We start from the raw sequence: 14045 nt of genomic DNA on the forward strand, positions 1-14045 counted from the left end.
GCGCGGATTCTGTCTGACCCTAGTCTCGGAAAGCCAGCACCGGGCGTCTCACATTCACTGTCATGGCCCCTGTCAAAACAGGCCTGCAAACCCTCAATCAGTCTGCGGTCAGCACGACCTTGACGCTTTGTGAACGGTCGGCGGCAAGACGGAACGCATCGGGGGCGGAGGAAAGCGGGCGCTCGGCAGTCACCAGCTTCAGGACATCGACCTCCCGCGACACAATGAGGTCGACTGCGCGACCGAACTCCGTGCCGAAGCGGAAGGTGCCTTTGAGGTCGATCTCCTTGGCCATCACCGCATTGGCCGGCAGTGGGATCTGGCCACCGGGAAGGTTGCCGACCTGAACCACCGTGCCGCCGCGCCGGACGCTGGCGATTGCTGCGGCAAGGCCGGCTGCGCTGCCCGAAATCTCGAACGCCACGTCAAGCGAACCGCCGTCCGAGAGCGCCTGGAGCTCGGCGTCGCCGCCGGAAATGTCGACCGTCCTGTCGGCGCCCAACCTGCGGGCGAAGGCGAGCGGCGCGGCGGCGATATCGACGACGGTCAGTTCAGCGCAGCCGGCAAGCTTGGCCGCGAGCATGGTCAAGAGACCGATGGGGCCGGCACCGAACAGGACGATGTTGCGGCCCCTGATGTCGCCGGCCCGCGCGACGGCGTGCAGGCTGACCGCCAGGGGTTCGGCAAGTGCCGCCGCCTGGTAGGCCACGTCAGATGGAACCTTGAAGCATTGCGCGGGCGTGGCGTCGAACAGACTCGCGAAGCCGCCCTGCATATGCGGTGTCTTCGATGCCGAGCCCATGAAATAGATGTTTTCGCAGAGATTGGCGCGCCCCTCCAGGCATCGCGCGCAATGCCCGCACCAGCGCGACGGATTGACCGCGACATGGTCGCTGACGCCAAGGCCGGGCGCGGCGCCGTTGATCTCGACGATTTCGCCTGAGATTTCGTGGCCGAGGACAAGCGGCGAGGTCACCACGAAGTCGCCGGTACGGGCATGGCGGAAATAATGCAGGTCGGAGCCGCAGATGCCCCCTGCCCCGAAGCGCACCCGCACCATGGCTGGTGCCAGCGGTTCGAGCGGACGCTCCACGACGCGCAGGTCCTGCGGGCCGAACAGCGTCGCGGCAATCACCTGGCCACTCACCGGATCAAGCCCATCTCGGTCGGCAGCCAAAGCGTGATGGCGGGTATGAAGGTGATCAGAAGCAGCGCCACGATAAGCGGCACCAGCCACGGCAGGATCGCCATGGTGGTGCGCTCGACCGAAAGCTTGGCGACACGTGACAGCACGAACAGCACCATGCCGAGCGGCGGGTGCAAAAGCCCGATCATCAGGTTGAGCGTCATGATCAGCCCGAAATGCACCGGGTTGATGCCGTAGACGGCGGCAACCGGCAGCAGGATCGGCACCAGAATCGTGATCGCGGCGATCGTATCGAGGAAGCAGCCGACCACCAGCATCAGGATGTTGACCAGGATCAGGAAGACCCACTTGTTTTCGGTGAGCGCGAAAATGAAGTGCGAAAACAGCTGTGCAGCCTGGCTGACGGTGAGCAGCCAGGCGAAGATCGATGCGGCGGTAACGATGAACAGCACCGACGCGGTCGTTTCGATCGTGTCGAAGCTGGCCTTGGCAAGCAAACGCAGCGTCATCGTGCGGTAGCGCACCAGCCCGAGGAAAAGCGACCAGATCACAGCCGCCATCGCCGCCTCGGTCGGCGTGAACCAGCCCATCGTCATGCCGCCGATCAGGATGACCGGCGTCATCAGCGCCATGACCGCGGAGAAGTCGAAATACCAGTCCGCCGCGATCAGCACCAGCAGCGCGATGCCGACCGCGATGTTGATCGACAGGCCAAGTTGCACAAGCACGTAACAGCCGATCGGAAAGGCAGCCACCACCAGCACCTCGCCCGCCGCTTCGGCGAGCCGCCGAAGCTCGAAAGGTGTGTCGGAACCCCAGCCGCGACTGTAGGCAAAGATGGCAACCGTAATCATCATCAGCACGGTCATGACCACGCCGGGCAGGATGCCGGCCATGAACAGCGCGCCGATCGAGACATTGGCCATCATGCCGTAGATGACGAAGGGCAGCGAGGGTGGAAAGATCGGCCCGAGCGTGGCGGAAGCGGCGGTGACGCCGACCGCGGCGTCGATAGGATAGCCGTGGTCCTTCATCGCCTTGATTTCGATCGTGCCGATGCCAGCGGCGTCGGCGAGTGCAGTGCCCGACATGCCGGAAAAGATCACCGATCCGATGATGTTGACCTGCGCCAGGCCGCCCTTCATCCAGCCGACCAGGGCGAGGGCGAAGGAATAGATGCGCCCGGTGACGCCGGCAATGTTCATGAGGTTGCCGGCCAGGATGAAGAAGGGAACGGCGAGCAGCGGAAAGCTCTCGACCCCGGCGATCATGCGCTGGGCCGCGATGATATCGGGCGCGACGCCGTAGATGACGAGGTAAAGGATCGAGGCGGCCGCCATCGAAACAGCGACCGGCACGCCGATGAGCATCAGGACAAGAAAGCCCCCTACCAGAAGCAGCATCGCTTAGACCCCCGCCGTCTCGAACGCACCGGGACGCTCGAGCACCGAATAGCCGCGCCGGTAATTGCCGATAAAGACCTGGATCGAGCGCAGAAGCATCAGCACGAAGCCGGCCAGAACGGCGTAGAAGAACCAGCGCCGCGGCAGATTGACGGTGACCATGCGCTCATGCGCCACGATCATGACGTAGCGCCACATCAGCCATGTTCCGTAGGCGAAGAATGCGATGCGGACAATATCGACGGCGAGCGCCAGCCAGCGGCCGACACGCTCCGGCAGATAGTGGTAAAGCACGTCGACATGGATATGGCGCGACAGGCGCACGCACATGGCGGCACCGAGAAAGACAACGACGACGAGCGCGTTGATGGCGATCTCCTCGGTCCAGGCAAAGCTGTTGTTCAGCGCATAACGGGTGAAGAACTGCAGGAAGACACACACGACCATGCCCCAGAACACGGCAAGCGTGACCCAGTCCTCGATGCCGTGGTCCGACAGATCGACGTGGACCGGCACCTCCTCGAAGGCGTGGGCTATCTCTTCGACGGTGATCTCGGTGTGGTGTTCCTCGGCCATTGGCGCGGGCTCCCGAAGCTGGTGGATCGTCAAGGATTGGAAAAGGCCGTCCGGCGCAATTTGAAGCCGGACGGATGGGCAGGTTAAAGCGGCGAATCCGATCGCTGCCCTATCCTCTTGATTGAGCACCCGGTTTCCGATGCCCTACTTGATGGCGCGGATCGCTTCCCAATCGGCCTTGTTGTAGCCGAACTCCTCGAAGGTGACCTTCTCCAGCACATTCTTCTCGAAATCGGCACGGTCGACATCGGTTACGGTGATGCCGCGGTCCTTGAATACCTGCACCAGTTCCTTTTCGCGGGCGACGATCTTTGCCGTAGCGCGGGCGGCAGCCTCCTGCATCACCTCGGTAAAGATCTTCTTGTCCTCGTCGGACAGCGAGGCCCAGCGCGACGCCGATATGATGGTGTTGAGATGATCGACGATATGGCCAGTGAGCACGATATTCTTCTGCACCTCGTAGAATTTCTTCGCCTCGATGGTGGTCAGCGGGTTCTCCTGGGCCTCGACCGTCCCGTTCTGCAGAGCCAAATAGACCTCGGCGAAGGCAATCGGCGCCGTGTTGGCGCCGCAGGCACGCGGCATGGCCAGATAGGCCGGCACATCGGGAACGCGCATCTTCAGGCCCTGCATGTCGGAGCACTTGGCGATCGGCCGGTTCGAGGTGGTCTGCCGCGTCCCGTAATACGTGGTGGCGGCGATATGATTGCCGGTCTTGTCCTCATAGCCCTTGGTCAGGGCCTTGTAGACGTCGCTCTTTGTGTATTTCAGCAGATGGTCGGCATCGCGGAAAGTGTATGGGAAATAGGTGACGCCGATCGGTGGATATTCGCGCGCCGCGAAGCTCGATCCGGAAATGATGATGTCGACGGTGCCGAGCATCAGGCCCTGGTTGATGTCTGCTTCCTTGCCAAGCTGCGAGGCCGGATAGACGTCGATGGCGTAGCGGCCCTGGGTGCGCTTCTTGATCTCGTCGGCCGCCCACACGGACTCGGTGTGGAAGGGCTCCGTCGTCTCGTAGACATGTGCCCATTTCAGGACCGTTTCCGCCGAGGCCGACGCCATGGGTATGGCAATTGCGGCGATCGCACCGAGCAGAACTGCGTATTTTCTCAGCATCTAATTCCTCCCTGGTTGAATTTGACGGCCGGATCTCCCCCCGGCCAACTGCTATTCCGCAACCTCCTTGGCTGCGGCTCTCTCATCGAAATTGCGTGAGAATCTGATTTGCGACTGGCGCAGATGTTGCTGCATGGCGGCCTTGGCCCGCTCGGGGTCGCGCGCGGCAATTGCATCGCGCACGGCACGATGTTCCTTTGCCGCGACCTGCCAGGAATCGCTGGTCTCGAAATAGATCGACAGGCGTTCGAAGTACGGGTTCATGCGCTGGTCGAAAAGCTCGCCGATGAAGCGCACCAGCACCGCGTTCTCGAGAATGCCGGCGACCGCGGTATGGAATTCCCGGTCGAGCGCAATGGTCATCTTGTTGGGGTGACGCATGGTCTCCATCCGGCGCAGCACGTCGTCGAGCCGTTCGATATCTGCGGGCCGGACGTGGAGAGCCGCTTCGGCGGCGATCGCGCCTTCGACGAATTCGCGCGCGCGCAACAGCTCGAACGGGCCTTCCTCCATTTCGGGTTCGGAGGCGGCGGCGCTCGGCGGATCGGTGACGTAGATACCCGAGCCGACGCGAATGCGTATGCGGCCTTCGACCTCCAGCGCTATTAGCGCTTCACGGACCGTCGGGCGGGAAATTCCGAGCTGGTCGGCCAGATCCCGCTCGGTCGGCAGACGGTCGCCGACGGAAAACTCGCCGGCATCGATCAACTGCCTGAGCTGATCGGCGACCTGTCGGTAAAGCCGGCGTGGTTCAACGGCCTGGATCGGCATGCGCGTTTAGTTCCCTCCCGGGCCACCCTTGGTACATTGGTCTGACCCATTGACCGCAGCTTAGACAGAGGACGCAGAGAGTCAAGCTCGATAGAACCGCGGCCCGCGCGACCGGAACGCGGCGGCATTGCGCAAGCATTCCATATGTCAGCGCCGTCCCCCGCGAATGACCAGGACGTTTCCGGCGGCGACGAGGACGAGCCCGACGATCGCGTAAGCGGTCCAGGCATAGCCTTCCAGCGCCGTGGAGATCAAAAGCGCAAAGACGGGAAATATGACGGTCGCATAGCCGGCGCGGGCGCCGCCAATGCGTCCGAGCAGCGTCAGGTAGGCGGCGAAAGCCATGACCGTCGATATGACGGCGAGGAAAACCAGCGAGCCGATATAAGAGGCGGTCCTCGCGAACGCGAACGGCTCACCGAGCAGGAAGGCCAGAAGCGCCGACCACAGAGTGCCATAGAGCATGCCCCAGGCGCTCGTTGAAACGAGCGGCAGGGCGCGGCGCTGGTTTGCGACGGAGACGAGATTACCGGCGCAGAAGCTCAGCGTGCCGCAGAGGCACAGCAGAAGGCCCACCAACGTGCCGCCGGAAAGCCCGTTCGCGGCGATTTCGGGAAAGAACATCAGCGCTATTCCGGCGAAGCCGATGATGCCGCCGGCGAGAATGCGCGGCGCCGGGCGCTCGCCGATGACCAAGGCACCGAGCAGCATGTTGATGACCGAGGCGAGCGAGAAGACGACCGAGAGCAAGCCGCTGACGAGATAGCCGGCGCCATAATAGAAAAACAGGAAGTTCGACGAGAAGATGAGGATGCCGAGCACAGCAAAGCGCAAATGATCGGTGATCGGAAAGCGGAGCCGCCGACCGGAAAAACCCGCCCAGGCAAACATCAGCAGCGTAGCGATGGCGAAGCGCCAGACCAGATTGACCTCGTTCGATACGCCGCTGCCGACCTGAAGTTCGATCGCGAACCACGATGCGCTCCAGGCAATGACCGTCAGCGCGTAAAGCCCGTAGTCGACGGGTTCGAAGGGGCGGTCGCGCGTCGTCATGCGCATTTCCGCGTTAGCCGGTTCCGCGGCGCCGTTTGGTTCTCTTGTTACTGACATGCTGGCAATGGTCCGTTTTTGCGTGGTCCTCATGTAAGTGAGGCAGGCCCGAGCGGTCACCAGGAAAATTGCGTTGGGGTACGCCGCTGGCGCTCCGATGTTGCAGGAGTTTGATATTGATAGGCTCCCTTCGCCGCGAAGCGATGATCACTATCGCCAGCCACGAAAGAACGACGCATCCCCGCCCGCGGCGCGGCGATTGCAACAACAGTGCCGGTCGTTGTAACCATTCCGGCCGCTTGATTTTGGAGGAGACGCAGCATGGACCGATTCACCGGCGGTTGCCTGTGCGGCAACGTCCGAATTGTCGCGTCGGGGCGCCCATACCGGGTCGGCCTTTGTCACTGTCTCGACTGCCGCAAGCATCATGGCGCCCTTTTTCACGCTTCCGCGATTTTTCCTGAGGATGCGGTGACGATCGACGGCGAAACACGCGACTACGCCGGGCGGTTTTTCTGTCCCCGCTGCGGCTCCTCCATTTTCGGACGCACCGCAGACGAAATCGAAGTAAACCTGGGGTCCCTGGATGCGCCTGACCAGCTGATGCCAACCTACGAAAGCTGGATCATCCGACGCGAGTCATGGTTGCCACCGTTTCCGCTGACGAGACGATACGAGCGCGATCGTGACGCTACGGGTCGCTGTGAAGAGTAAGGTCGCACGAACGGTGCGCCGGCGCGTCAGTCCGGAAGGCCGGCCTTGCGGAAGCCGTCAACGAAATGCTCAAGCGTCGCAGCATCGCGGAATGGCTCCGTTGTCGCCCAGTGGCGGATTGTGAAATGCGGGTTGCTGACGAGGAACAGTTCGACCTCTGCGCGTGCCTCATCGAGCCGGCCGAGTTGGGCAAGGCTTGCCGCCAGGAAACGGCGTGAGGTTGTACGATAAGTCTCGTCCCTGGGCAGCGTCTCGACAGCAGCTTCGTATTCGCGGGCCGCGTATTGCCTGCCCGAGCGTCAGATAATACCAACTTGCCGGAAACGGGTTCAGCCGGAAGGCCTTGCGAATGTGCTCAAGGCCCTCCTCGACCTGCCCCACCAAGACCGTTCGCGCTTGATCCGGGCGCGGGAACGCTCCTCCGGAACGGTGTCCCCGTTGCCGTTGGCTTCCGCGGGCAAGCCTGCCCGGGACGCGTTCTTTGGCGGATATGCCGGATATTTCCGCGACCCGAACGGGCACCTGTGGGAGGTCGTCTGGAACCCCGCCAACATACCGAGTGAGGATCCTCTTTAAGGGCGGCGCGGGCCTGCAGTCTCGAACCACGTCAGTCATCGTCGGTGCTGGCAAATTCTGTCGGCATCGGGCGGGCGGCCATGCTTTCCCTGGCAACGAGGCCAGTTCGACGGCAGGTCACCGGCATAATCTTAAGCGCTGACTATGTTGCTCTATCCAGATTCGCCTCGCCTGCATGACGCATCATACGGCGAAAGCTCATTGAGATATGCGCCCGCCTTATGTGCCCTATGGACTCCCAGTCGCCGATCTCGGCGGCGGCAAGGACCTCTTCCATTTCGCGGCGGAACGCGGTGAACTCCTCGACAAGGCCCAATTGCGGCATCATCTTCAGGACGACGCGCGCGACTTGAAAATACAGGCGCTCGCTGATCTCGCGCAGCGGCTGGTTGCCGGTCATCGCCGTAAGCTCGTAGAAAAAATCCATGTTGAGGCGCAGGAAAGCGCGCTGGTCGGGATTGAGTATGTCGGCATCGCAGCGCGCGATGAGCGCCCGTATCCGGTCGAGGTCGTCCGCCGTGCGCGGGATCGGCGAAAGCTTGCCGACGAGGAGCGCCAGCTCCAGGCGCAAATGATAGACCTGCTGCAATTCCTCGATGTCGACGTCGGTGACGATCGTGCCGACGCCGTGGACGGATTGGACCAGACCCTCGGATTCGAGACGCGCCAGGACACGCCGGACCGGCGTGCGGCTGATCTCGAATTCCTGGGCAAGTTCTTCCTCGGACAGATGGCTTCCCGGCGCATAGTCGAGCAGGCAGATGCGGTCGCGCAATATCCGGTAAATGCGCTCGAACCGCTCCCGTGCCGAGAGCGGGCGCGGCGGCGCGGCGGTCACCGTCGTGGGCAGCCTGGCATCTGTCGCGATCGTCATCCAGCCTCCAGGACAGCGTGCAGGAATTGCCGTGTCCGCTCGTTCTTGGGGGCGCCAAACAGTTGGCTTGGCGGTCCCTGCTCGCAGATCTTGCCTTGATAGAAGAAGCAAACGCGGTCGTGCGCGCGAGCATGATCGGCTGCATCTCGCCGCAGCGCACAGCGGCGAGCAGATTGATCTTCGAGGTGATCGGCGCACAGCCGGCGACGAAGCTCAGCGTGTCCTGTCCGACCTGATAGGACGACGGACACAAGATGTTGCGGAAACCGAGTTCCTCGGACGTCTTCACGATCTCGGAGCAATGCGCCCAGCTCGAGCGCAGCGCGCCGTGCAGAACGCCGAGATATCGATAGTCGTCCGAGCAGAGGGCGGCGAACCACGAGACTTCGGCAGCATCGAGATCCGGCGAAGTGATTGGGACGATGCTCATTGCCACTCTTCAGAAAAGACGTCCGGGCCACTCTTGAATGACGTCCGGAGCTGCGAATAGGGCTTGCGTAGCATTCGTTTTGGTGTAGATCAATACTGTATCAATTTTGGAGCCAAACCCGAAACCGGAATGCGAATGGAACACCGGATGCATTTGACAAGGGCGGACTCCGGCCACCGATCCAGCCAGATGCGCGGGCCCTTGCCTGTGCACTTGCAGACCAGCGAAATGCTGATCCGCGAAATCGCGGCCGGGCGGCTGGCCGACGGGGCGCGGCTGCCGCCCGAGCGCGAGATGGCCGCGAGCCTCGGGATTGCCGTCGGCACACTCAGGCGGGCGCTGGCAGATTTGACCGAAAAGGGCCTTCTCGACCGCATCCAGGGCTCGGGTAACTATGTGCGGGCGCGCGGCTACTTGCTCGGGATCTATGCCTTCTTTCGCCTGGAGCGCATCGGCGGTGGCGGCCTGCCGAGCGCCGACGTGCTATCAGTCGAGCGGCTGCCCAAGCCCGCCGACCTGCCGCAATTCGGCAGCGCCGGCGAAGCCCACCGCATACGCCGGCTGCGACGGCTCGACGGCGAATCGGCCGCGGTCGAGGAGATCTGGCTCGACGCCAGCCGCGCCGAGCGGCTCAAGCGCGAGGATTTGTCGGAATCCCTCTATCTCCACTACCGGCTCGCGCTCGGCTTTTCGATCGTTCGCGCCGAAGACCATGTCGCCGTCGCGCCCGCGCCGGACTGGGCCCCGCTCGAGTTCAGGCCACCGCCGGGGACGGTTGTGGGTTTCATTGAACGTATCGCCTGGGCTGGCGACGGCGCCAGCGCGGAATATTCCCGCAGCTGGTTCGATCCGGGCGCGGCGCGGTACGTCACGCGTTTCAGATAGGCCGGAGGAAGTCGCAGCGTGACCAGATCATCGATCGGCTACGGCATCATCGGCTGCGGCATGATGGGCCGCGAGCACATCCGCAACATCGCCCTGTTGCCCGACGCGCATGTGGCTGCGATCTTCGAGCCGGACCCCGGCATGTTGGCGGCGTCGCTGGCGACGGCGTCGGGCGCGCGGTCGGTGGCATCGATCGCCGAACTGCTGGCCATGGACGAGGTGGACTGCGTCTTGATTGCCAGCCCCAACCACCATCACCTTGGCCAGATGGAGGAGATCGCCGCACTTCGATCGCTGCCGGTGCTGGTGGAAAAGCCGCTCTTCACCGAGGCCGCCGACGAGGGGCGGATCGCGGCGCTGAAAGCTCGGCTTCCGCTCGTCTGGGTGGCCATGGAATATCGCTATATGCCCCCCGTCGCTGCCTTTGTCGAGCAGGCCCGCCACGCCACCGGCGGCATCCGCATGCTGACGGTCCGCGAGCACCGCTTCCCCTTTCTGGCCAAGGTCGGCGACTGGAACCGCTTCAACCGCAACACCGGCGGCACATTCGTCGAGAAGTGCTGCCACTTCTTCGACCTGATGCGGCTGATCCTCGGATCCGACCCCGTCCGCGTTATGGCAAGCGGTGGACAGGCCGTAAACCATCTCGACGAACGCTATGGCGGTGAGAGGCCGGATATCTTTGACCATGGCTATGTGCTGGTTGACTTCGCGAGCGGTGCGCGCGCCATGCTGGAACTGTGCATGTTTGCCGAGGGCAGCCGCTACCAGGAGGAACTCTGCGCTGTCGGCGGCGACGGAAAGATCGAATGTCTGGTGCCCGGACCAGGCCGTTTCTGGCCGACCCACCTTGGCCCTTCGCCAGTGCCCCAGTTGATCGTCAGCCCGCGCAATCCGCCTGGACCACGCCTGCTGGAGATTCCCGTCGACCCCCGGCTGCTCGAGGCAGGCGACCATAACGGTTCGACCTATTTCGAGCACGCCCGCTTCACCGCTGCGGTGCGCGGACAGAGCAAGGTGGAAGTGACCATGCAAGACGGCTGGTGGGCCGTCGTCATGGGTCTCGCCGCCCAGAGATCGGCCCGCGAAGGCCGCGCCATCGAACTCGCCGGTGAATTCGTGTTGCCGACCTAGGCCGACCACGCATTACCGGACCACCGAGTCAGATGCGCCGACCGGTTGCTGCGTCGAACAGATGCGCACATGCGCGGTCGATTTCGATCCGCACTCCTTCGCCTTGCTTGAGCGCAAGCCTTTCTCGGAAGAGGCAGGAAATTTCTTCCCCGGAGCAGTCGACCCTGGCGAAGATTTCCGAGCCGGTCGCCTCGAGAAGCGTGATCGTGCCCGGCACGCCCTGCCCGGTTGCCCGGATATGTTCCGGTCGAATGCCGTAGACGAGTTCGCGTCCCGCGACATCCGCCGGCTGGGCGCCTTCCGGCAACGGCAGGACCAACCCGCCGGCGCTGCGAAACACGCCCTCCTCGATGCGGCCGGCAATGAAGTTCATGGCGGGCGAGCCGATAAACCCGGCAACGAAGAGATTGGCCGGATGGTCGTAGAGGTCCAGCGGCGCGCCGATCTGCTCTACCAGGCCGTCATGCAGCACGACGATCTTGTCGGCCATCGTCATGGCCTCGATCTGGTCGTGCGTGACATAGATCGTCGTGGTACCCAGCCGCTGGTGCAGGGCCTTGATCTCGCCGCGCATCTGGACGCGCAACTTGGCATCGAGGTTGGAGAGCGGCTCGTCGAACAGGAAGACCTGCGGGTCGCGTACGATCGCGCGGCCCATGGCGACGCGCTGGCGCTGGCCGCCCGAAAGCTGGCGCGGATAGCGGTCAAGCAGCTTTTCCAGGCCGAGGATGCCAGCTGCCTTCCTGACCCGGCCAGCGGTATCGGCCGGATCGGCTTTCTTGATCTTGAGGGCAAAGCCCATATTGTCGGCAACAGTCATATGCGGGTAGAGCGCATAGTTCTGGAACACCATGGCGATGTTCCGGTCCCGTGCCCGCAAATTGTTGACCATACGCTCGCCGATGGCGATCTTCCCGCCGGAGATCGTTTCAAGTCCCGCAATCATGCGCAGCAGCGTCGATTTTCCGCATCCCGACGGGCCGACCAGGATGACGAATTCGCCATCGGCGATATCGACGCTGACATCGTGAATGATCTTGGTGGCCCCGAAGGCCTTCTGCACGTTGTTGATCGTTACCGATGCCATTGGATCTTCCCTGGAAAAGAGTGATGTCCGGGCGCGCCGTCAGCCGCCCTTGACGGCGCCGGCGGTCAGCCCCGCGACGATCTGCCTTTGCGCGAACATGGTCAGGATCAGCACCGGCAACGTCACCACCAGCGCCGCCGCGGCGAGCGGCCCCCAGCTGACCTGTTCGTAGGACAGCATGTTGTAGACGGCGACCGGCAGGGTGCGCGTCTCACGGCTGGCGAGCACCACGCCGAAGACGAAATTGTTCCACGAGAAGATCACGGACAGGATGAAGGCGACGACGATGCCCGGCTTGGCGATGGGCAGGGCAACCAGCCGGAAAACCTGCCAGGAGCTGGCGCCGTCGATGTTGGCCGCCTCCTCCAGTTCCATCGGCGTGGTCTCGAAATAGCCGATCATCACCCAGACCACGATCGGCACCGTCACCACCAGGTGGATGATGATCTGCGGCCAGAGCGTGCCGAGGATCCCGATCCATTGGAACAGCAGAAACAGCGGGATGAGATAGGATAGCCCAGGCGTCATGCGGGCGATCATGATGACGACCGCCGACCGTTCAGCCTTCAGGCGTGCGATGCCATAGCCGGCCGGTACGCCGATCAGCAGCGCCAGCAAGGTCGCCGTGCCGGTCACCAGAACCGAGTTCCAGAGATAGAGCAGGAAATTGTTCTCCTCGAACACCTTTACATAGTTCGACCAGGCGAAACGTTCCGGGATCAGGATCGGCGGATAGGCACCGTTGTCGATCTCGAATTTCAGCGACAGCGAGATCATCCAGAGGAAGAACAGGATCGCCGGCGAGACGAAAACCAGGGCAGCGAAAAACAGACCGATCTGGTTGAGTAGCCGTGAACTCATCTATTTGCCCTCCGTATCGATCCACTGCGAGCGTTGGCGCAGCATCAACAGCACGAAGGACAGGGCCACGATGACAATGAAGAACACCACGGCCATGGCCGAGCCGTAACCGATATCGTAGTAGGAGAAGGCGGTGTTGTAGAGATAGATGTTGATGGTCTCCGACGCCGTCCCCGGCCCGCCCTGGGTCATCGCGTAGATGATGTCGAAACTCTTCAACGCATCGATGGTGCGGATGATGACCGCGATCATCAGGAACGGCGCGATCATCGGCAGAGTGAGATAGCGGAATTGCTGCCAGGCATTGGCGCCATCGATCTCGGCGCTTTCGAAGGGCTCGCGCGGCACCGAGGCCAGTCCGCCCAGCACGATCAGCATGACCAGCGGCGTCCACTGCCAGGTCTCGACCGCAACCAGCGACGGGATGACCGTGTTGGCATTGAAGATCCATTCCTGAGCCGGGATGCCGACCAGCGACAGCAGGTAGTTGAGCACGCCGAGCTGAGGATGGAACATCATGGTCCAGACCAGTGCCACGGCAACGGGCGTTGCCATCATCGGCATGACGAAGACGCCGCGCAGCAAGCCGCGCAGCGGAAACCTGGCGTCGAAGATCAGGGCGGCCAGAGTGCCCAGCAGCATCGGCGCTGCAACCGAGAGGAAGGTGTAGGTCAATGTATGAACAAGGGATTCCCAGAACCGTGGGTCGCTGGCCAGGCGGAGATAGTTTTCCATCCCGGCAAAGCTCCGCGACTGGCCGAGCGTCCAGCGATTGACGCTCATCCACAGGGTGAAAGCCCAGGGGAAGACGATGACGGCGCCGACGACGACGAGTGCCGGGACAACGAAGGGCCAGTAGTTGGGAGCCAGCCGGATCGTCTGGCTCCCGTCGATAACCGGCATCGTCACCCCGGCCTGTTCTGGGGTGGTGGCCGACATCAGCCCTGCTCGCTCCTGTCGAGAACCGGCTGGAACTGTTCGGTGGCCTTCTTCAGCTCCGCGGCGGGATCGGCGCCGGCAATCATGTTGGTCAACGCCACCCCATAAATGTCGCGGAATTCCGTGACGGGGATGATAACCGGCAGCGCCAGCCGGCTGATATTGCCCGAGCCGACCACGGCATCGAGCCAGCTTGCCGGCATGGTGACGCCTTCGCGCACCTTGGGATCCTCCAGCACGGATTTGCGGAACGGAACACCGGCGCCGGCCTGCAACAGCCGCGCGCCCATGGCTGGTGATACCGCCCACTGGCAGAACAGATAGGCGGCCTCCTTCTTCTCGCTGGCGGCGGCAACGCCAATCCCGTCGCCGAAGGTACCCGAGGCATGCGCCTTGGGACCCTTGGGCATCACGCCATAACCGACCTTGCCGACCACCCTCGATTTTTCCGGATTTTCCATCGGCGGGGCAAAACCCAC

14 protein-coding genes and 4 pseudogenes are annotated in these 14045 nt (G+C 62.9%); 3 read left to right on the forward strand and 15 right to left on the reverse strand.

The window, feature by feature from the left end:
• Positions 1–97: 97 nt before the first annotated feature.
• The 7 genes from E5W70_RS05785 to E5W70_RS05815 all read right to left on the reverse strand — a co-directional run bounded on the left by E5W70_RS05785 (position 98) and on the right by E5W70_RS05815 (position 6389).
• The gene (locus E5W70_RS05785; protein ID WP_292655118.1) at positions 98–1147 is read right to left on the reverse strand and encodes an L-idonate 5-dehydrogenase; all 1050 of its coding nucleotides are present in this window, start codon (positions 1145–1147) and stop codon (positions 98–100) included.
• Entirely contained in the window at positions 1144–2550 is a 1407-nt protein-coding gene (locus tag E5W70_RS05790; protein WP_292655121.1) for a TRAP transporter large permease, read from the reverse strand. The genes E5W70_RS05785 and E5W70_RS05790 overlap by 4 nt, the downstream gene beginning before the upstream one ends.
• A 3-nt stretch (positions 2551–2553) precedes the next feature.
• Positions 2554–3126 (reverse strand): TRAP transporter small permease, encoded by a 573-nt coding sequence (locus E5W70_RS05795; RefSeq protein WP_292655124.1) that lies wholly within the window; start codon positions 3124–3126, stop codon positions 2554–2556.
• 144 nt (positions 3127–3270) lie between these two features.
• A complete protein-coding gene (locus E5W70_RS05800; protein WP_292655197.1) occupies positions 3271–4191 on the reverse strand; it encodes a sialic acid TRAP transporter substrate-binding protein SiaP in 921 nt (306 codons plus the stop codon).
• A gap of 105 nt (positions 4192–4296) precedes the next feature.
• Complete coding sequence (locus E5W70_RS05805) at positions 4297–5016, reverse strand: FadR/GntR family transcriptional regulator (protein ID WP_292655127.1); 720 nt, start codon at positions 5014–5016, stop codon at positions 4297–4299.
• Between the two features lie 147 nt (positions 5017–5163).
• Positions 5164–6069, reverse strand: coding sequence for a DMT family transporter (locus E5W70_RS05810; RefSeq protein WP_292655130.1), 906 nt, complete (start codon positions 6067–6069; stop codon positions 5164–5166).
• A gap of 113 nt (positions 6070–6182) precedes the next feature.
• On the reverse strand, positions 6183–6389 hold the full coding sequence (locus tag E5W70_RS05815) for a hypothetical protein (RefSeq protein WP_292655133.1): 207 nt from the start codon (positions 6387–6389) through the stop codon (positions 6183–6185).
• On the opposite strand from E5W70_RS05815, the gene E5W70_RS05820 reads away from it, so the two are divergent.
• Positions 6388–6780: a GFA family protein gene (locus E5W70_RS05820; RefSeq protein ID WP_292655136.1), complete on the forward strand. Its 393-nt coding sequence runs from the start codon at positions 6388–6390 to the stop codon at positions 6778–6780. The genes E5W70_RS05815 and E5W70_RS05820 overlap by 2 nt on opposite strands.
• Before the next feature lie 26 nt (positions 6781–6806).
• On the opposite strand, the pseudogene E5W70_RS05825 reads toward E5W70_RS05820, so the two are convergent.
• The 4 genes and pseudogenes from E5W70_RS05825 to E5W70_RS05840 all read right to left on the reverse strand — a co-directional run.
• Positions 6807–7167 (reverse strand): annotated as a pseudogene (locus E5W70_RS05825) (tetratricopeptide repeat protein); the annotation flags it as partial.
• 331 nt (positions 7168–7498) lie between these two features.
• The gene (locus E5W70_RS05830) at positions 7499–8230 is read right to left on the reverse strand and encodes a GntR family transcriptional regulator (protein WP_292655138.1); all 732 of its coding nucleotides are present in this window, start codon (positions 8228–8230) and stop codon (positions 7499–7501) included.
• Positions 8227–8349 (reverse strand): annotated as a pseudogene (locus tag E5W70_RS05835) (ectoine/hydroxyectoine ABC transporter ATP-binding protein EhuA); the annotation flags it as partial. The gene E5W70_RS05830 and the pseudogene E5W70_RS05835, both read right to left, overlap by 4 nt.
• Positions 8349–8660 (reverse strand): annotated as a pseudogene (locus E5W70_RS05840) (LLM class flavin-dependent oxidoreductase); the annotation flags it as partial. The pseudogenes E5W70_RS05840 and E5W70_RS05835, both read right to left, overlap by 1 nt.
• Before the next feature lie 228 nt (positions 8661–8888).
• Between E5W70_RS05840 and E5W70_RS05845 the strand changes: the two are divergent.
• Both E5W70_RS05845 and E5W70_RS05850 read left to right on the forward strand, forming a co-directional pair.
• On the forward strand, positions 8889–9545 hold the full coding sequence (locus tag E5W70_RS05845; RefSeq protein WP_292655141.1) for a GntR family transcriptional regulator: 657 nt from the start codon (positions 8889–8891) through the stop codon (positions 9543–9545).
• 18 nt (positions 9546–9563) lie between these two features.
• The gene (locus E5W70_RS05850; protein WP_292655144.1) at positions 9564–10679 is read left to right on the forward strand and encodes a Gfo/Idh/MocA family oxidoreductase; all 1116 of its coding nucleotides are present in this window, start codon (positions 9564–9566) and stop codon (positions 10677–10679) included.
• 28 nt (positions 10680–10707) lie between these two features.
• Here E5W70_RS05850 and ugpC read toward each other — a convergent pair whose 3' ends face one another.
• The 4 genes and pseudogenes from ugpC to E5W70_RS05870 all read right to left on the reverse strand — a co-directional run.
• On the reverse strand, positions 10708–11766 hold the full coding sequence (ugpC, locus tag E5W70_RS05855; protein ID WP_292655147.1) for a sn-glycerol-3-phosphate ABC transporter ATP-binding protein UgpC: 1059 nt from the start codon (positions 11764–11766) through the stop codon (positions 10708–10710).
• A gap of 39 nt (positions 11767–11805) precedes the next feature.
• Positions 11806–12627 carry a carbohydrate ABC transporter permease gene (locus E5W70_RS05860; RefSeq protein ID WP_023674179.1) on the reverse strand — a complete coding sequence of 274 codons (822 nt, stop codon included), beginning with the start codon at positions 12625–12627 and terminating at the stop codon, positions 11806–11808.
• Positions 12628–13566, reverse strand: a complete 939-nt coding sequence (locus E5W70_RS05865; protein WP_292655154.1) for a sugar ABC transporter permease — start codon at positions 13564–13566, stop codon at positions 12628–12630.
• Positions 13566–14045, reverse strand: a pseudogene (locus E5W70_RS05870) (extracellular solute-binding protein); the annotation flags it as partial. The gene E5W70_RS05865 and the pseudogene E5W70_RS05870, both read right to left, overlap by 1 nt.

Source organism: Mesorhizobium sp., from assembly GCF_005063415.1.
Lineage (GTDB): Bacteria > Pseudomonadota > Alphaproteobacteria > Rhizobiales > Rhizobiaceae > Mesorhizobium.

Bases quoted from the DNA above. Each gene is read 5' to 3' on its own strand.
- E5W70_RS05790 (WP_292655121.1), bottom strand. From the start codon at position 2,550: ATGCTGCTTCTGGTAGGGGGCTTTCTTGTCCTGATGCTCATCGGCGTG.
- E5W70_RS05795 (WP_292655124.1), bottom strand. From the start codon at position 3,126: ATGGCCGAGGAACACCACACCGAGATCACCGTCGAAGAGATAGCCCAC.
- E5W70_RS05800 (WP_292655197.1), bottom strand. From the start codon at position 4,191: ATGGCGTCGGCCTCGGCGGAAACGGTCCTGAAATGGGCACATGTCTAC.
- E5W70_RS05805 (WP_292655127.1), bottom strand. From the start codon at position 5,016: ATGCCGATCCAGGCCGTTGAACCACGCCGGCTTTACCGACAGGTCGCC.
- E5W70_RS05810 (WP_292655130.1), bottom strand. From the start codon at position 6,069: ATGACGACGCGCGACCGCCCCTTCGAACCCGTCGACTACGGGCTTTAC.
- E5W70_RS05820 (WP_292655136.1), top strand. From the start codon at position 6,388: ATGGACCGATTCACCGGCGGTTGCCTGTGCGGCAACGTCCGAATTGTC.
- E5W70_RS05815 (WP_292655133.1), bottom strand. From the start codon at position 6,389: ATGCTGCGTCTCCTCCAAAATCAAGCGGCCGGAATGGTTACAACGACC.
- E5W70_RS05830 (WP_292655138.1), bottom strand. From the start codon at position 8,230: ATGACGATCGCGACAGATGCCAGGCTGCCCACGACGGTGACCGCCGCG.
- E5W70_RS05845 (WP_292655141.1), top strand. From the start codon at position 8,889: ATGCTGATCCGCGAAATCGCGGCCGGGCGGCTGGCCGACGGGGCGCGG.
- ugpC (WP_292655147.1), bottom strand. From the start codon at position 11,766: ATGGCATCGGTAACGATCAACAACGTGCAGAAGGCCTTCGGGGCCACC.
- E5W70_RS05860 (WP_023674179.1), bottom strand. From the start codon at position 12,627: ATGAGTTCACGGCTACTCAACCAGATCGGTCTGTTTTTCGCTGCCCTG.
- E5W70_RS05865 (WP_292655154.1), bottom strand. From the start codon at position 13,566: ATGTCGGCCACCACCCCAGAACAGGCCGGGGTGACGATGCCGGTTATC.